Origin of the sequence: Kribbella albertanoniae (genome assembly GCF_004348455.1) — a bacterium.
Taxonomy (GTDB): Bacteria; Actinomycetota; Actinomycetes; order Propionibacteriales; family Kribbellaceae; genus Kribbella; species Kribbella albertanoniae.
The window spans coordinates 1-19,488 of sequence record NZ_SMKA01000177.1 but is presented as its reverse complement, the minus strand read 5'-3'; the positions used below and the strand labels follow the sequence as shown (position 1 = coordinate 19,488).

The window sequence follows — 19,488 nt, the reverse complement described above, 5'->3', positions numbered from 1 at the left end:
GTGCCCAGGGGGACGGGGATGAATTTGCCGGTGGTGAGGTCGGTGTTGGCGAAGTACTGGCGGTAGGCGCGGTTCCAGCCGGCGAAGTCGGCGGTGGCTGCTCCGGACGAGTTCTGGAGGAAGACGCGCATCGTGTAGACGTCGGCGTAGGTGAGGCCGGCGGCTTGGAGGTTCTCGCCGATGCGGCGGAGGACGTTGATGCCTTGGGCCTCGGTGATGGTGACGCCGGCCGGCAGGGTGCCGCCGGGGAAGACGGCGGTGTCGATGTACGACGCTTCTGATCCGGCCGGAGCTGTGGTGTTCAACGCCGTCGGGCCGAGGCCGCTCGTCTTGTAGATCGGAGTGTTCGCGCCGATACCGACGCCGGTGGCGATCATCGGATTGGCCTGCCCGGCGGGAAGAGCCGGTACGACGGTTCCGGGTCGGGGTGGACGCGGTTTGTCCCACCAGCCGACCGCCGTACCGGCGCCTGCGCTGAAGGTCACGACGACTGCGACTGCTGACATGAGCACGTGCCGGAGCTTCATCGAGAAGTCACCACCCGGTGGTGTAGTGCGGTCACGGTGGCGCGGGCCGAGGTCATGGCGCCGTGCTGCCAGGCGATCGCGTGGGACAGATGGTCGCCGGCGAAGTAGACGTTGCCGGTGGGGTCGAGCAGGCGCTGATAGGTTCCGTCGGTCTGCGAGGGCCAGCCGACCCACGCACCCTCGGAGTGCTTGGCCGTGGCCCAGTTCACCGAGAACGACGCCTCGATCTCACGACCGTAGACCTCGCCGTGGATTTTGGTGCCCTGGGCAACGGCTCGCTCGAGGCGGCCGGCCGGCGTGAGCGCGCCGTACAGGTTCGCGTTGGTGCCTGTGTTGTAGTAGCCGATCACCGTGCCGCGGCGACCGTGGAAGCCGGTCGACGGATACCACGTGTTGCCGGTGTCCAAAGTGCTGTTGGTGATACCGCCGTAGATGCGCAGATCCTCTTCCCACCAACGGCGTCCGTACTCGATCCCGATCTTGCCGGCGTTGGTCGGCCGCGCGTACTTCAGTGCGTCGACGATCGGTGTTGGCAGGTTGGAAGGAATCTTCGCCGCGATCTGCGGCGGCAGACTGCAGATCGCGAAGTCGGCCGACAGCACCCGCGGCCGGCCACCCGTGGTGTAGGTGACCTCAACGCCAGAGCTCGTGTTCCGCAGTCCCAGCACCTCGGCGCCGTACCGGATCTTCTCCCCGCCGATCGCGCGTTCGAACGCGTACGGGATCCGGTCCATCCCGCCGACCGGCTGGAACATCATCATCGCCTGGTCCCAGCCGAACTCGAACGAGAAGTAGCTCCCGACCCCGCTCGCGAAGACATCACTCAGCGCGTACGGCGATTCCGTCGTACCGCTCTCGGTGCCGGCCCCGGGCTCGACCGTGTACCCGCGGCGGCCGCTCCCGGTGTACTTGAACCCACCGTCCTTGTTCGCGATCGAGCCGAAGCTGGTCAGGAACCCGATCAACGCCTGCTTATCGGAAACAGTCAGGTAGGAGTCGAGCGCCCCCTGATCGGTTGCCTTGGCCAACAACTCGGAGACATACCCGTAGACATCGGCCTTGGCAGTGCGGTGCCGGATCGGCTTGTTGGACAGGGCTGTCGTGCCCTCGCGGTACAGGTACGCATCCGCGTTCTGGTTGATGAACGGCTCGATGGCGACGCCGAGTTCACGGCAGTAGTCGAGCGTTACGTGGTGCTGCGGGATGCGTGCCGGACCGGCGTTCATGTACTGCCCCGGCGAGAACCGCGCCCGCTGGGTGACGCCGGCCAGGTCGGTCTCCGAAGCCCCGCCGCGGACGGTCCAGTTGCGCCCACCAGGACGCTTCCGGGCCTCGAGCAGTGTGACTTGGTAGCCGGCCTTCAAGAGTTCGTACGCCGAGGTCAGTCCGGCGATCCCGGCGCCGAGAATGACCACGTGCTTGCGGGGCCGGCCATTCAGATCGGCCCGCGTCGGGGCGGCGAATGCGGCGGTCTCGGCCAGTCCGGTGAGACCGAGGGCGGACATCGTGGAGTAGAGCACACCGGCACCGCCGGTGATACCAACCTGTTGCAGGAAGTGACGTCTGGTCTGCGCCATGCCTTCTCCTCACGGGCAACGGGGAGGGACGGTCCCCTTGTTGACCAGAAAGGTAAGGACAAAGTGTTGTGGCGCTGTGTCCGAGTCGTGACATCCTCACGCCGAAACTGACAGGTATGTTTCTGCTTAACGAACCTGTTCCAGCAGAGTCTTAGCTACTGGAGCGATCTCCGCATAAACCCCGGGATACTGCGGTTCCGCGCACCCTCGGCCCCACGACACGATGCCGAGCAGGCGACCGTTCATAACGAGCGGCCCACCGGAGTCCCCCTGGCACGCGTCCCCTGTTCCATCCAGGTAACCGGCGCAGATATTCGCAGCCGCCGTGTAACCGTTCTCGGCATACCCCTTGATCCCCAGACAGGTCGCGTCACCCAGATCCGGTACGGCGAGCTTCTGCAGGGTGTCCTCGGGCCCGGTCCCGTTGGTGTCGCCCCAGCCATAAACAGTCGGTACGGCGCCTCGCCGGTCCGCGCGCGGACTTGTCTCCAACCGCAGGAGGGGCACCCCGGTCATCGGCTTCGTCAACGTGAGCACGGCGAAGTCATTGCGATTCGTCGTCGTGCTGTACGCCGGATGCACCCAGATCTTGCTGACTGCCGAGAACTTCCCCAGCGAGTGATCGGCCAAGTCGGCTCGCCCCTGAATCACGCCGTACGACGAAGCGGACCGGCCGGCGCAGTGGGCCGCGGTCAGCACCTTGTTCGGAGCCACGAGTACGCCGCCGCACCACCGTTTGGAGTCGCGCACAGCGTCTTTGTTGGTCAGTACAACTGCCCATGGCGCCTCGCTGACACTCGCCAGCGTCCCGCCGACCACCATCGGCTCGGTAGTCCCCGCCGTACACAGCACTAGCACTGCAATCAGTGCGACCATCCGCTTCACCATGCCGCCGAACCTTACTCCAAGTGATTCGGCGAGCACGGTAAGTGGCTCCACCAGGTCTGCCCCAAAGGGCACTTGAAGTATTGCCAGGGTGACTCTCTGGCATTTACCGTCGGATCGCGGCTGGGGGGTCGCCCACTGCGCAACCGAGGGGGGAGCGCGGACGCCCTGGGCCGCGGGGGTGCACATCATGGGGATTCGTCGTGCTCGTCTGCTCGTCCACTCGCGGTTGACGGCGGTGGTTGCCGCACTCAGCCTGCTGGTCGGGATGATCGTCTACCAGCCACAACCGGCGCGCGCCGCCGAGGCCGGTGTGGATGATCTGCTGGCCATGCTCGGTGCGGGTGGTGAGGCGAACAGCCTGGCCGCGTGGACCTCCGGTCTGGCAGCGGTCGACAAGCTGAAGGACCAGTTGCCGTTGATCGGCGCGAGTCCCGGCGGTCTGCTCGGGCTGAACGACTTCGTTGCCAAGGGCATCGCGGACGAACTGAAGACCGCGACCGACTTCGGCGACCTCGAGGTCGACCAGCCGATCAGCATCGACGGCGATCGCACCGGCCACCTCAAGACCTCGGTCAGCGACCTCGGTGACGGAAAGAAGCTCGACATCGTCGCGACGCTGGATCGCAGTGTGACCAAGCAGGATCTGCGGGTCAGCAGCGCCTCGCCGAAGGTCGAGCTCGCGGTGTCGGACGGCGTCACGGTGAATCTGAAGTCCCGGTTCGCGCTGAGCGTGGTCTGGACCGGCATCGCCGACGACAAGGTCTATCTGGTCCGCTCGAACACCACCCCGCGACTCGATGTGGACGCCCACGCGAGCATCGACAACGCCACCGCCCAGGCCGCGATCGGCATCCTCGGCGTCTCACTCACCGGTTCCACGCTTGATGTGGACGCGCACTTCGCCGGGACTCTCAACGATCCGGACAACGACGGCAAGCTGTTCTTCGGCGCCACCGGTGAGCTCGGGCAGGAAGGCTCGTTGGAGGGCCTGTTCAGCGTCGGCCTGGACTCGCTCGGTTCGCAGCCGATCGACAACTCGGACGAGAACACCCGTGGGTCCGTACACGCAACCTTCCAGCTCGGCGCAGCCGCATCCGGGATTCCGGTCAGCCTGCCCACCAACATCAGTACGACGGTCAAGGTGGACTGGAACGACATCGGCACCGGTGCCCCGGTCGTGACCGCACCGGATCTCGCGGCCACGGTCGGCCGCTTCCAGAACATGAGCCTGCAGGATCTTGCCGAGGGACTCGCACAGCTGGTCGCGACGCTGACCGCCGTCCAGAAGGCGAAGTTCGACCCGGACAAGGAAGGCAAACTGCCGCCCATCGGTGACCTGGACCTACCCTTCCTGAAGGGCACGCTGTCCGACGCGATCCAGGCCAACCAGGTGCTCAAAGACTTCCTGGCGGCGAACACCGAGCCGGGTCCCGGCCAGCCGGGCTTCGTCCCAGGCACCGACCTGGCCCAGGTCGGCAAGCCCAAGTTCACCTCGCTCCAGGACCTGTTGCAGCGGCTCGACACCGCGACCGGTATCGACCTGAGCAACCTGGACTGGGACGCGACCGCGAGCAAACTCGCCCTCAAGCTCAAGATGTCGAAGGCGAGTCCGCAGACCGACCTCGACCCGATCAGCATCGAGGCCTCCGGCAACAAAGCGACGTACGGCGCGAAGACGCTGACCGTGGCCGGAGCCGGCTGGACCGCGGACCAGTGGGTGGGCCGCCGGGTGGTGGCCGGTACGTCGGCCGGTGAGGTGCTCAGCAACGACCCGAGCACGATCACGCTGAAGCAGGACTGGATCGGCGGTGCGCCGGCCAAGGACACGCCGTACGTGATCGCAGGGATGGAGCCGCACGTCGGCGCCGTTAACTTCGCGAACACGGTGGACGAGGGCGGTCACGGGATCGTCAACGCCAACGCGGATCAGACGTTCGCGAAGGTCACCCCGTCGTTCGAGACGAACCTGACCGTGGTGCTGGATCTGCAGGACCCGAAGACCGGTCAGGCCTGTGTCGGGTTCCTCGGCAGCACGGAGCCCTGCCCGTTCACCCAGCACAACGGTCCGCTGGACACCGTCGTACCGGCGTTGCCGCTGAACACCGACCGCATCCTGATCCGGACCGGCTCGGAGCTGTTGTCGGCCGACTTCCCGATCGACACCGCGGTCGACCTCAGCGCGAACGCGGGCTTCTTCAAGGTTCTGCTCAAGGGACAGCTCAAGGTCTGCAACTCGTCGCTTCCAGCAACGTGTTCCGGCGGTACGGCGACCGGTCACATGCTCACGATCGGTCTGAAGAACCAAGGTGATCTGCGGATCTCGGAGTTGTTCAAGCAGCTCGTCAGCTCACCGGCCGCACTGCTGGACGTCGACGTGAACGTGCGCGCGTACGGCGATGTCGCGGTCAGCGTGCCCGGGGCCGAACAGTTCCTGCCCGCAGGTGCGTCGACCACGTTCAAGGCCAGCTGGGCGGATCTGACCAAGCCCGACGGCGCGTCCATCGACACCAGCGACCTCGATGAACTCTTCAAGCTGGACTTCGACAAGGACGATCCGAAGGCGCTGTTCACCGCGCTGATCAAGACACTGCAGACCCTCTCGCAGCAACTCGCGCAGGCGAATACCACGGCCGGTTCGGGCGTGTACGACAAGGAGATCCCCGGTCTCGGCAAGTCGTTGCGCGACCTGCTGGTGAGCGACGAGTCGAACGCCGGACCTGGTGTCACGTACGGCGCGAACAGCCTGACCGACGCGACCCGCAAGGACGCCGAGCTGTTCCCGCAGTCGTTGGCCGGCCGGTCGATCGTGGTCGGTTCTCAGGTGGGGATCGTGCAAGCGGTCTCCGGTGACGGCAAGACGCTGACGATGACGAAGGACTGGGCTCCGGCACCCGCAGCTGGTACGGCGTACATGATGCGCTCGGCGTTGGACGACGTCACGGACCAGCTGCTGGCGAACACTCCGGACAGCCTGCAGGATGCGGTCGAGCTGCTGAACAAGGCACTCGGCACGGACAGCGTGAAGTTCCGCTACCTGGAGACGAACGGCGAACCGAACCTGGTTCTCGACGTGGACTGGAAGCGCAAGTACCGCGCGGGAGCGCCGATCAAGTTGTCGCTGGACTCGCTGAGCCAGACCTTCGCCAGTGCTCAAGCCAGCGGGCTTGCCCAGGTTGAGGTCGACGGCCGGGTCAAGGTCGGTCTGGTGGTACCGCTGAAGGCCGGTGCGGGTCCGGCCGATGGCGCGTCCCTCAAGGTCCTCGAGGACTCGAGTATCAGCCTTGGTGCCAAGGCGAAACTGGAGAACGGCGTCATCCAAGGTGTCATCGGCCCGCTGTCGATTGCCCTCGGCAACCCGGCCGCCGATGCGCCGGCCAATGAGAAGGCGCAGGCCAGGGCCGACCTGAGCATCGCGCTCGCCAAGAGTGGCGCGGCCGCGAACACCCCGGTCTCCTTCAGCGACTTCATCGGCGCGGTCGGCGTGAACTTCAACGCTTCCAACGGCACGGTGAACTGTGGCGAGGCGATCGCTACGCCGCAGATGGTCTGCGGCAGTCTGCCCATCTATCTGAACAACACCGGTACGGCGACCGGCTGGACGGCGATCGGCAAGATCGCGCTCCGGGTGCCGGACTCCACGGAGCCGGCTGATCTGGTTGACCTCAATGACGCGCTGCCCGCGCCCGATGACGCCCTGAAGGAGCTGGAGCTCCCAGCTGATCTGGGTGACCGGATCGGCGCGGCACTGCTGGACTTCAAGAACTTCGGTGACGGTATCGAGAGCTACCTCGCAGCGGTCGAGCAGGCCTTCCGAACCGCCAGCCTGCAAGGCAAACTCCCGCTGGTCGGCGAGGACCTCCAGCAGGGTGCGAACTTCATCGGCGACCTGCGGTCCAAGCTGCGGGCCTCGATCTGGAACGAACTTCCCGGTGCTGGCCGGCCGGCCAACTCCAAGGAGTTCGCGGACTTCATCAACACGAAACTCGCGGCGGCGTTGGCCGATGTCGGCATCGCGGCGCCCGACGTGAAGGTGACGTTCGACTGCACCGAGGCCCTCGAGGTCTGTCCGCTGGACAAGATCACCGGCGCCTATCTCGAGTTCACCGCCCAGCGCGGCAAGATCGTTCCGGGCGAGGGCTGTGTGAGCGAAGGCGCGGCCAAGCCGTGCTTCTCGAAGAACATTCCGCTGGACATCGGCATACCGGGCCTGGCGCTGCGGCAGGGCAAGGAGGGCACGAACGGCATCAAGGTGGATGCCGGGTTCGCCCTGCACTTCAAGGTCGGCCTGACCAAACAGGACGGCTTCTTCATCAACACCCACGACGGCTGGGGACCGGACGGGAAGGCGCGGGCCGAGTTGCAGGTCGGGCTGGACTTCGACCTGCCGGCCTCGATGGTCGCCGAGCTGGCGTTCATCAAGATCAACGTGGCCAAGCGCGCGGGCGTGACCGCGCCACTGTTCGCCGGCACCTTCCAGGTCGATCTGAAGGCGCCGGGCGACGTCAGCTGCTTCAAGGGTGACGAAGCATCCTGTACGCCGACGGCCGCGAAACTGAAGTTCGCCGACCTCGGTAACACCGAGGGACTGTTCGGCGTCGCGATCAAGGGTGACTTCAAGATCGACTGGATCGTCCAGGCCGACGTCCACTCCGCGTTCCCGGGAGTCCGGGCGAACTTCGTGCTCACGTGGGGCTTCGACAACCAGGCGCCGGATGCGGCCGGGGCGCCGAAGATCTTCTTCAAGGATGTGGGGATCAGCGCCGGTAGCTTCTTCGAGGGTCTGCTCGGTGATGTGGTCAAGGAGATGAAGCGGGTCACCGGGCCGCTGCAGCCGGTGATGGACACGCTGTACGCACCGATCCCGGTGCTGTCCGACCTGAGCCGGATGGCCGGTGGGGACGATGTCACGCTGATGACGCTGGCGAAGGCGTTCAGCACGCTGGTCGACGGCCCGAAGCTCGACTTCGTGGACACGATCAAAGCGGTGGTCGAGTTCATCAACCGATTGCCCAAGTGCAATCCGACCGACGAGAACGACTGCTTCGTGCCCTTGGGCGATTTCGAGATCGCCGGCGACAAGGCGCTCAGTACCAGCAACTCTCCGACCACCGCGGACAAGATGTACGCGAACGTGACGGAGAAGTCGCCGACCGACATCAAGAAGGCGCTGAACGACAACAACCACAACCCGGATGCGGCCGGTCACAAGATCTTCGGTGGTGCCGGGCTGGCGCCGGAGGAGGGTGACGCGGAGAAGTCCGGGATCAAGTTCCCGATCCTGGAGAAGCCGCAGAACGCGTTCAACCTGCTGATGGGTGGCGACGTCACGCTGGTCGAGTTCGACTCCGGCCCGCTGACACTCGGCTTCAGTTGGCGGCAGGCGTTCGGGCCGGTCTACGCACCGCCGCCGGTGTTCGTGACGCTGGCCGGGTCCGCGTCGGTGAGCCTGCGCATCGTTGCGGGGCTGGACACCTACGGGATCCGCAAGGCGGTCGAGGCCCAGCAGAACGGCGCTCCGATCGAAGCTGTCGACGTCATGGACGGGCTGTTCTTCAAGACGGTCGACGACGCCGGCGCACCGCTGCCGGTGGTGCAGTTGACCGGTGAGATCGCGGCCGGTGCCGCGGTCAGCGCGGTGATCATCACGGTCGGTATCGAAGGTGGTCTGCGCCTGACGATCGGGTTCTCCTGGAACGATCCGAACAAGGACGGCAAGTTCCGGGTCAGCGAGTTCCTGCACGCGGCGCTGAACAATCCGCTCTGTCTGTTCACGGTCAGCGGCCGGTTGTCGTTGTTCCTGCGGGTCTACATCACGATCGGCGTGAGCATCTTCTCGGTCTCGTTCAGCTTCACGCTGGCCGATGTGACGTTGCTCGACTTCTCGGTGGCTCCAGATTGTGAACCACCACCACCGAAGCTCGGTGGCACTGTCGACGACACCCTCGTGGTCTTCGCCGGCCGCTGGGGTAAGGACGCCCAGCGCGGCGCGCCGTGGACGAACGACAAGAAAGAGGTCGAGAAGGACACCGTCAAGGTCATCTCGCTGCACTACGCGCAGACCAAGGACGACCCGACCGGGGTGAAGGGCGAGTTCGACGGGTTCGCCGTCCAGATGCTGGGTGAGCAGCGCGAATACCTGAACCCGAATCTGAAGCGGGTCGTTGTCGACGGCAAGGGCTACGCCAAGCCGATGGCGATCACGTTCATCGGTGACGGCAAGAAGACCACCGATGACAACGCCGGTAAGACGCCGGCCGTGTTCGACAAGGACGCGGTCGTGATCGGCGGCAACGCGGACGACGTGATCACCACCGGACGCGGTCTCTCGTACGTCGACGGTCGCGGCGGCAACGACATCATCGTCACCGGGGACACCGGCGGTGCGGCCTCGAAGGCTGTGGTCGCGGGTGGTCCGGGTAAGGACGCCATCACGGTCGGAAACGGTGACAACAAGGTCGCCGGTGACGCGTCACTCGGCGACGCCCGGGTGGAGAAGGAAGTCACCCACAACGAGCAGGACGGCGGCGGGAAGAGCAAGCTGACGGACGTGATCAACTGGACGACGATCGCGACGGTCGACCCGACCACGCCGGCCACGGCCGACGGTCCCTCGCCGGACGACGACCAGATCGGTCTGGGCCTGGGGACCAACCGGGCTCGCGGGAACGCCGGTGCGGACAAGGTCGCGGTCGCGGCCGATATGCCGGACGGAACCCTCAAGGCCGGGGTCAACACGCTGATCGGTGACGGCGGCAGCGACCTCCTCACCGGCGGTTCGAACGCGGACCGGATCTTCACCGCGGCCGAGAGTGAGTTCGACAAGGACGCGGCCGGTCCGCCCGATTCGGGCGCGGTCAACACCGTCGACACGGGCACCGGCAACGACCAGGTCTGGGGTAGCGACGCGATCGAGACCGTGACGAGTCACTCGCTGGGCGACCAGGGCGCGACGATCCGCGGTGGCGGTAAGAACGACGTACTGACTGGCGGTTATGGCACGGACACCGTGTACGGCGGTCCTGGCGACGACTACGTGATCGCGGAGCCGGCGGCCGTCGGTCCCGATGAGGGCGACGACAAGGTCAACAACGTCTACTTCGGTCCGAAACGCAAGGTGGACAAGCAGCCGTTCCCGGAGGGCGTCGAGTCCAACCGGAAGACACTGGTCGGTGGTCTTGGCAACGACCACATCGTCGGTGGCGACGGGCCCGCGACGGTCTTCGGTGACAAGCGAATCGACGACGACAAGTGCGTCGCCGGTGCGCCGACCACCTCCGATCCGGTGGAGGAGAAGTCCAACGCCGGGAGCGGTGACGGCAACGACCGGATCCTCGGTGGCGCGGCCATCGACACTGTGTCGGCCGGTGGTGCCGACGACCTGGCAGAGCTTGCTGGGGGCAACGACCTGGTCTGCGGCCAGGAAGGTAAGGATACCTTGCGGGGCGGCGGTGATGCCGACCAGCTGTGGGGCGGCTCGGATGCCGACCTCCTGTACGGCGACGCCGGGGCCGACCAGGTCTTCGGAAACACCGGCAACGACACCGAGTACGGCGGGCTCGACGCCGATGTTGTCGAGGGCAACAACGGCAAGGACTGGATCACCGGCGGCAACGGCAACGACGTGCTGTACGGCGGAACCCGGGCAGCCGGACGGACCGACACCGGCGACGACGACCTGTACGGCGACCTCGGCAACGACCGGCTCATCGGCGACAACGGTACGGTCGGAGCGCTCGCCGTACCGCTGGATCTCGACGGGGAGACGCCGGCCGCGGGGACGGGGGACCGGATCCACGGTGGTGACGGCGACGACACGGCGTACGGCGGTCTCGGTGATGACATCGTGAACGGCAACGGCGACAACGATCACTTGGAAGGCAACAACGCTTCCGATGTGGTGCATGGCAACGCTGGTGAGGACGCGATCGCGGGTGGCTCGTTCGAGCAGGCCGCGGCCGGTGTCGGACGCCCGGATGAGGGCGACCTGCTGTTCGGTGATGACGGACCTGACCTGCTGACCGGTGACAACGCGGTACTTGCGCTGACCACTGACCCGGCGGCGACGACTCCGGTCACTCGGCAGCGTGGGTTCGCACTGGGCCACGTGGTGACTCTGCTCGACCTCGGGCTGACTCCGGCGGCCAACACCTCCGGAAACGACCAGATGTCGGGTGGCGGCGGCCAGGACGTGCTCTACGGCCAGGGCGGTGCCGACCGGGCCAAGGGCGACGGTGAGGACGACTACGTCGAGGGCGGCCAGGCGAGCGACTGGATCGAGGGTGATCTGGCTGATGACGACCTGGTCGGCGGTAGCTCGACACCACTGGCTGGCGCGACCGGTCAGCCGGACACGGCGGATGCCGTCTTCGGCGGTCCGGGCGACGACGTGGTGACCGGTGACAACGCCGCCGTACTGCGGCCTGCTGCCGGCCAGACGCCGACGCGGGTGACCATCCGACTCGGTTCCACACCCGGTACGCCGATGGCGACCCGGATCGTGAACCGGCTCGACCTGTTGGCGCTGCCGCCGGCTGACCGGTTCGGTGCGGACCGCCTCTCCGGTGGAGACGGTGTGGACGTGGTGTACGGCCAGGACGGTGGTGACTTCGTCTCTGGTGGCGCACGGGCGGACTACGTCGAGGGCAACGGCGGTGCGGACGTTCTGCGGGGCGATCTGTCGCTGGCCGGGGACTCGCCGTTCACAACTGTCCAGCCGCTCGCTGACCCAGGCTGGCCGGGTACTGCGAGTGGGGCGGCGCTTCTGGAGGGCGCGCTGGCACCTGACGGTCAGGACGACCTGATCGGTGGCAGCTCGGCCAAGGGCTTCCGGGACACCGGGGACACGATCGAGGCCGATGGCGCGGACGACGTCGTACTGGGTGACAACGGCTCACTGATCCGCACTGTCACCGGCACAACCGAGCGTGTCTACGCGGACCGGTACCCGAACGGGACTCCGCCGGCAGACGCGACCGTGGCCCGGACACACGATCCGGACCTGAGTGAACCGAGCACGCGGTTCTGTACCGAGGCACAGGCGACTTGTGAGGTCGCAGGAGCCTTCGGAAACGACACCCTGTACGGCGAGGCCGGTGACGACGGTGTCTGGGGCCAGGACGGAAACGACACCATCTTCGGCGGCGCAGACAACGACGACCTGTACGGCGAGCTCGGCGACGACACCGTGTTCGGTGAAGCCGGCGAGGACGCGATCCTGGGCGACCGGGGTGGCGTGGTGAACCAGTACCTCGACACCGGCGACAGCCCGGCGCAGTTCACCTTCACGATGACCTCGCCGCCCGCTGAGACCTACGTCGGCTTCCGGCGCGCGTCGTACGACCGCAGGGTCGATCTCGAGCACGACGTCGACGGCGACCAGTGGATCGGCGCCTCGACCGCTGCGGAGATGCCGCATGACGGCATCACCGTGGGTGGCCGGGACAAGCTCCGCGGTGGCTCCGGTGCGGACAACATCCACGCCGGGTACGGCGACGACCTCGCCAACGGGGACGCCGGCGGCGACCAGGTGTTCGGTGCCGACGGTGAGGACGTGCTGTGGGGCGGAAAGGGCTGTGACCCGGTCCTCGACGCTGCGACGCCGGACTGCCAGAAGAACGGTGCGTTCGATCCGGATGCTCGTGGGACAAACGACCGGTTCATCGACCACGTCTTCGGTGGGGTCGGTGAGTCGGATGTCGCGAAGCAGGACGTCGTGGGGTCGGACGTGCTCGACTTCAACCCGCGCGGTGCCTTCCCGGGCAACTGCGCACCGGGCGACTGGCCGGTCACGACCAACAACGTCACGGTCGACCCATGCCAGTGGTTCCAGCTGACCGGCAAGGACGACGACACGGCCGACCCGGCATCTCTGGTGAACAACAGCCACCACCAGGGCACGGACTGGATCTACGGCGGCTGGGACCGCGATGTGATGCAAGCTGACGTGGCAGAGAACGGGCCGAACCCGGGCGACCGGCTGATCGACTGGAACGGCGCCTTCAACCTGTACACGCACTGCAACGCGGCCTACGGCGGCTTCAACGACATCCGGCAGCACTCCCCGGCGATGAAGGACTACCTGAACCTGCTGGCCTGGGGCTCGGGCGCCGGACGTGCCACCACCGACGTGACCACCGCCGGTACGTCGGCCTACCGGGAACTGGCCTTTGCCTACAACCCCGACTACAACGAGCACGCCGTCGGCCCGGCCTATCCGGGCACTCCGGGGCACTTCGACGACCCGGTCGCCTGCGCCGACTGATCTCACCGAGTGAATAGTTGGCGCAAATGCCCCCCGGCATGCATGGTCGGGGGGCTGAGGTGGCTACTGTCTTCTGGTGCAGAAATGGCCAGGTCGTCCTTATCCCCTCGGAGCCACGTACGACGGCTCCGGGACCAACTTCGCGGTGTTTTCGGAGGTGGCTGAACGAGTTGATCTGGCCCTCATCGGTGACGACGGGACCGAGCAGCTGGTGCAGCTGACCGAGGTGGACGGGTTCGTGCACCACGCCTACCTACCGTCGGTGCAGCCGGGGCAGCGGTACGGGTTCCGGGTGCACGGGCCGTTCAACCCCGCCGAGGGGCACCGGTGCAACGCGTCCAAGCTGCTGCTGGACCCGTACGCGAAGGCGATCGACGGGCAGGTCGACGGCGACGAGTCGCTGTTCAGCTACCGCTTCGGCAACCCCGGTGAGCTGAACACGATGGACAACCGGGAGCACACGATGCTCTCGGTCGTCACCAACCCGTTCTTCGACTGGGGCAACGACCGCCCGCCGGACCACGCGTACCACGAGACGGTGATCTACGAGGCGCACGTCAAGGGCCTGACCAAGACGCACCCGGGGCTGCCGGAGGAGATCCGCGGCACGTACGCCGGGATCGGGCACCCGGCGATCATCGATCACCTCAAGCAGCTCGGGGTGACCGCGATCGAGCTGATGCCGGTGCACCAGTTCGCGCAGGACGGCCACCTGCAGGAGCGCAACCTCACGAACTACTGGGGTTACAACACGATCGGCTTCTTCGCCCCGCACAACGCCTACTCGTCGCTGGGCACGCGCGGTCAGCAGGTGACCGAGTTCAAGACCATGGTGCAGGCGCTGCACGAGGCCGATATCGAGGTGATCCTCGACGTCGTCTACAACCACACCGCCGAGGGGAACGAGTTCGGCCCGACGCTGTCGTTCAAGGGCATCGACAACGCGGCGTACTACCGGCTGGTGGACTCGGACAAGTCGCACTACTACGACACCACCGGGACCGGGAACAGCCTGCTGATGCGGCACCCGCACGTCCTGCAGCTGATCATGGACTCGCTGCGCTACTGGGTGACCGAGATGCACGTGGACGGGTTCCGGTTCGACCTCGCGTCGACGCTGGCCCGTCAGTTCCACGAAGTGGATCGGCTGTCGGCCTTCTTCGACCTGGTCCAGCAGGACCCGGTGGTCAGCCAGGTGAAGCTGATCGCCGAGCCGTGGGACGTTGGCGACGGCGGCTACCAGGTGGGCAACTTCCCGCCGCTGTGGACCGAGTGGAACGGTAAGTACCGCGACACGGTCCGGGACTTCTGGCGTGGCGAGAAGTACACGCTGGCCGAGTTCGGATCCCGGCTGACCGGTTCGTCGGACCTCTACCGCGACGACAGCCGGCGGCCGCTGGCGAGTATCAACTTTGTCACCGCGCACGACGGCTTCACGCTGCGGGATCTCGTCTCCTACAACGAGAAACACAACGAGGCGAACGGCGAAGGCGGCAAGGACGGCGAGAGCCACAACCGCTCCTGGAACTGTGGTGTGGAGGGTCCGACCGACGACGCGGCAGTGCGCAAGCTGCGGGCCAAGCAGCAGCGCAACTTCCTGGCCACGCTGCTGATCTCGCAGGGCGTGCCGATGCTGGCGCACGGCGACGAGCTGGGCCGGTCGCAGTCGGGAAACAACAACGTTTACTGCCAGGACAACGAACTCGCCTGGGTGAACTGGGATCTCGACGAGGAGCAGAAGGACCTGCTGGAGTTCACCGGCGAGCTGGTCAAGCTGCGTAACGAGCATCCGGTCTTCCGGCGCCGCCGGTTCTTCCACGGCGACCAGGGGGTCGACGGGCTGGGCGACCTGGTCTGGTTCACCCCGGACGGCAAGGAGATGCAGGATGGCGACTGGAGCCGCGACGACGCTCGTGCGGTGGCCGTCTTTCTCAACGGGGACGCGATCTCCGAGCCGGATCCGCGCGGTGAGCCGGTGGTTGACGACTCGTTCCTGATCCTGCTGAACAGCAACCACGAGGCCGAGGACTTCCTGCTCCCAGGCGCCGAGTTCGGCGAGTCGTGGTCGGTGGTGGTGGACACCGTCCGCCCGACCGGCAGGACCGAGGAGGGCGAGCACGCAGCGGGCAGCACGATCCAGATCGAGAACCACGGCATGCTGGTGCTGACCCGGCCACGGCGGACCGCGGGATGAGTCGGCTGTGTTGTATTCGATGATGGCGCAGGCGACGTACAGGCTGCAGTTGCGCGCCGAGTTCGGGTTCGAGGACGCGGCTGCGATCGTCCCGTACCTGTACGGCCTCGGGATCTCTCACACCTACCTGTCCCCGATTCTCCAGGCAGCGCCTGGATCCACTCATGGGTACGACGTTGTGGATCACAGCCGGTTGTCGGAGCCGATGGGGGGTCGCCCGGCCTTCGAACGGCTCTCGGCGCGGCTGGCTGAGCATCGGATGGGTGCGATCGCGGACGTGGTGCCGAACCACGTCGCCGTACCGACACCGGCTCGGCTGAACAAGGCGCTGTGGTCGGTGCTGCGGGACGGGCCGGGATCGCCGTACGCCGAATGGTTCGACGTCGACTGGGGTTCGGGGAACCAGCCGCTGCTGATGGCGGTTCTGGGGCAGCGGCTGGGCAAGGTGCTGGCTGACGGCGAGCTGTCGGTGGATGGCGACGTACTGCGGTATTACGAGCACGAGTACCCGCTGCGGCCCGGTACTGAGGGGCTGCCGATCGCGGAGCTGGTGACTGAGCAGTGGTACCGGCTGGCGCACTGGCGGGTCGCTGACGAGGAGCTGAACTACCGGCGCTTCTTCGACGTGGACACGCTCGCTGCGGTGCGGGTGGAGACGCAGGAGGTTTTCGAAGCCACACACGCCTTGCTGTTCGAGCTTTTGCAGGCAGGGAAGCTGAACGGCTTCCGCATCGACCACCCGGACGGTCTGGCCGATCCACGCGGCTATCTGCGTCGGCTGGCCGAGCGGACCGGCGGTGCGTGGGTTGTGGTGGAGAAGATCCTCGAGGGCGACGAGGAGCTGCCCCACGACTGGCCCTGCGCTGGTACGACGGGCTATGACGCGCTGCTGCGGGTTGGTGGGCTCTTCGTCGACCCTGCTGGCGCAGCGCCCCTTGCTGCGTTGCACTCTGAGCTGACTGGCCAGCCGGCTGACTTCGGTCCGCTGGTGGTGGAGGCGAAGCGAGAGATCGTCAAACACGGCCAGTACGCCGAGGTGCACCGGCTGGTCGAGTTGCTGGCTCGCATCTGTCAGGACGACGTGAGGCTGCGTGACCACACCAGGCGGGCGTTCCACGAGGTCGTAGCCGAGCTGCTGGTTCACTTCGACATCTACCGCGCGTACGTCGTACCGGGGGAGCAGCCAGCTCCGACAGCCGTGCGGGCGCTGGAACGTGCTGCGGGCAGAGCGCGTGAGCACCTGGACGAGGACCGGCAGGAGACGCTGGACGTCGTACTGGACCTGCTGCTGGGCCGGGAGACGGGTACTGCGAGCCGGATCGACGAGCATGCGCGGCACGAGCTGATCGTGCGGTTCCAGCAGACCTGTGGGCCGGTGATGGCCAAGGGGGTTGAGGACACCGCGTTCTACCGGTGGTTCCGGCTCTCCTCGCTCAACGAGGTCGGTGGGGATCCGGAGCACTTCGGGGTGACGCCGGAGGAGTTCCACGCGTTCTCCGCGCAGCTGAACCGGCGGTGGCCGCGGACGATGACCACGCTTTCCACTCATGACACCAAGCGCTCTGAGGACGTGCGGGCGCGGCTCGGCGTACTGTCCGAGCAGCCGGCCGCGTGGGCAGAGGCCGTGCGCGAGTGGCGGCGGTTGTCTGAGGACCACCGGAGTCCGCTGCTCGACGGGAGCACGGAGTACCTGTTCTGGCAGACGCTGTTCGGCACCTGGGGTGACGGGCCGATCGCTGAGGACCGCATGCAGGCCTACCTGCTGAAGGCGATCCGCGAGGCCAAACGGCACACCACCTGGACCGAGACCGACGAAGAGTACGAGCAGGCCGTTGCTGCCTTCGTGACTGCGGTGCTGGCCGACACTGCCGTGCTTGAGGCGGTACGGCGGTTTGTGGGGAAGCAGACCGAGTTCGTGCGGGCGGCGACGCTCGGCCAGAAGCTCGTGCAGTTGACGATGCCCGGCGTACCGGATGTGTACCAGGGGACGGAGCTGGTGGACCTGTCGCTGGTGGATCCGGATAACCGGCGTGCGGTCGACTACTCGGACCGGGGTGAGCGGTTGCGTCGGTTGGATGAGGGCGCGCGGCCGGACGACCTGTCCGACGAGAAGCTGCTGGTGACCGCCCGGGCGCTGCGGCTGCGGCGGCAGTACCCGGAGGCGTTTGCCGGGGGTTACACCCCACTGCCCACGTCGAACGGGCATGCGGTGGCGTTTGCGCGTGGTGATGCGGTCATCACGATCGCTACCCGTCTGCCGGCCGCTCTGCATCGGCTGGGTGGCTGGGGCGACAGCACCGTCGTACTGCCGAGTGGTGAGTGGAAGAACGTGTTGACCGGCCGGGGCGTGGGTAGTGGAGCTGCTCGGATTCAGGAGCTGCTGGAGGACCTCCCGGTGGCACTGCTCGTGAGGAGCTGAGCACTTGCACACCTTCAGCGTCTGGGCGCCGTCGGCGTCGTCCGTCGAGCTGGTGCTGCGCGACGGCGTACTGCCGATGCACTCGGGTGCTGACGGGTGGTGGTCGCGGGACGTGGTCGAAGCGCACCATGGCACCGACTACGCGTTCGCTCTCGACGGTGGTGAGCCGCTGCCGGATCCACGTAGTCCTTGGCAGCCTGACGGTGTCCATGGCTTCAGCCGCGTCTTCGACTTGGGGCGGTTCCGCTGGACCGACGGTGAGTGGACCGGGCGTGATGTGCGCGGGGCGGTCTTCTACGAGCTGCACATCGGGACGTTTACTCCCGAGGGCACTCTGGCTGCGACTACGGATCACCTGGACTACCTGGTGCTGCTGGGGGTTGAGGTCGTCTCGCTGATGCCAGTGGCCGCGTTCCCTGGTCGCCACGGCTGGGGGTATGACGGTGTCGACCTGTACGCCGTTCACGAACCGTACGGTGGTCCGGAAGCCCTGCAGGCGTTCGTGAATCGGTGTCATGAGGTTGGGCTGGCTGTCTGTCTTGACGTCGTCTACAACCACCTGGGGCCGAGCGGGAACTACCTGGGCTCGTTCGGCCCGTACTTCACCGATCGCCACACCACTCCGTGGGGACCGGCGGTCAACCTGGACGACACCGGTAGCACCGAAGTACGCCGGTTTATCTGCGACAACGCGCTGCGGTGGTTTCGGTCGTTCCACATCGACGCTCTGCGGCTGGACGCCGTACACGCGTTGCTCGATGAGAGTCCTACGCACCTGCTGGCGCAGCTGTCTTTGGAAACCGCTCTTTTAGCTGAAGAGCTCGGCCGGCCGCTCGGACTGGTCGCTGAGTCCGACCTGAACGACCCTGCCATGGTTGAGCCGGTCGCCGAGGGCGGTCTGGGGATGACTGCGCAGTGGAACGACGACTTCCACCATGCACTCCACACGCTGCTGACTGGTGAGAGCGCCGGGTACTACGGCGACTTCGCCTCGGCTGGGGTGTTCGCGAAGGTGCTGACCCAGGTGTTCCTGCATGACGGTGCCTACTCGACGTTCCGCGGGAAGGACTGGGGTCGGCCGGTCGATCCTTTGACGCATCGGGGTGGTCAGTTCCTCGCATATACGTCCGACCACGATCAGATCGGCAACCGGGCGCTCGGGGATCGGCCTGCGCTGACGCCCGGGCAGTATGCGATCGGGGCGGCGCTGGTGATCACTTCGCCGTACACGCCGATGTTGTTCATGGGTGAGGAGTGGGGTGCGTCGACGCCGTGGCGCTACTTCACCGACCACGACGAGCCCGCCCTGGCCGAGGCGGTGCGGACCGGTCGGCGCCAGGAGTTCGCCGCCTTCGGCTGGGACGCTTCGGAGATCCCGGACCCGCAGGATCCCGCCACCTGGCGCAGCTCGGTGCTGAACTGGTCCGAGGTCGACGAGTCCCCCCATCGCGAGCTGCTCGCCTGGTACCGCGACCTCCTGGCCCTGCGCGCCCGCACCCCCGAACTGCTCGCCGATAACCTCGACTCAGTAACCGTCACCGAAGGCCCAGGCTGGCTAGTGGTCCACCGCACCAACCTGCGAATCGCAGTCAACCTCGCCAACACCCCCACCGAGGTCCCCC

General features: G+C 66.5%; 7 protein-coding genes. 4 read left to right on the top strand and 3 right to left on the bottom strand.

Features of this window, described 5'->3' with window-relative positions; translation table 11 throughout:
- The 3 genes from E1261_RS29705 to E1261_RS29695 form a co-directional block, all read right to left on the bottom strand.
- Positions 1 to 527, bottom strand: a 527-nt coding sequence (locus E1261_RS29705; protein WP_238176511.1) for a RidA family protein, incomplete at its 3' end; no start/stop codon positions are given.
- Positions 524 to 2,104, bottom strand: a complete 1,581-nt coding sequence (locus E1261_RS29700; RefSeq protein WP_132412332.1) for a flavin monoamine oxidase family protein — start codon at positions 2,102 to 2,104, stop codon at positions 524 to 526. The genes E1261_RS29705 and E1261_RS29700, both read right to left, overlap by 4 nt.
- A 126-nt stretch (positions 2,105 to 2,230) precedes the next feature.
- Positions 2,231 to 2,992, bottom strand: coding sequence for a S1 family peptidase (locus E1261_RS29695; protein ID WP_132412330.1), 762 nt, complete (start codon positions 2,990 to 2,992; stop codon positions 2,231 to 2,233).
- A 187-nt stretch (positions 2,993 to 3,179) separates the two neighbouring features.
- Here E1261_RS29695 and E1261_RS29690 point away from each other — a divergent pair, with 187 nt between their 5' ends.
- The 4 genes from E1261_RS29690 to treZ all read left to right on the top strand — a co-directional run.
- Positions 3,180 to 13,253, top strand: a complete 10,074-nt coding sequence (locus tag E1261_RS29690) for a calcium-binding protein (protein ID WP_132412328.1) — start codon at positions 3,180 to 3,182, stop codon at positions 13,251 to 13,253.
- Between the two features lie 76 nt (positions 13,254 to 13,329).
- Positions 13,330 to 15,447, top strand: a complete 2,118-nt coding sequence (glgX, locus tag E1261_RS29685; protein WP_132412326.1) for a glycogen debranching protein GlgX — start codon at positions 13,330 to 13,332, stop codon at positions 15,445 to 15,447.
- Positions 15,448 to 15,454: 7 nt separating this feature from the next.
- Positions 15,455 to 17,866 carry a malto-oligosyltrehalose synthase gene (treY, locus tag E1261_RS29680; protein WP_476703272.1) on the top strand — a complete coding sequence of 804 codons (2,412 nt, stop codon included), beginning with the start codon at positions 15,455 to 15,457 and terminating at the stop codon, positions 17,864 to 17,866.
- 4 nt (positions 17,867 to 17,870) lie between these two features.
- Positions 17,871 to 19,488, top strand: a 1,618-nt coding sequence (gene treZ / locus E1261_RS29675; protein ID WP_132412324.1) for a malto-oligosyltrehalose trehalohydrolase, incomplete at its 3' end; no start/stop codon positions are given.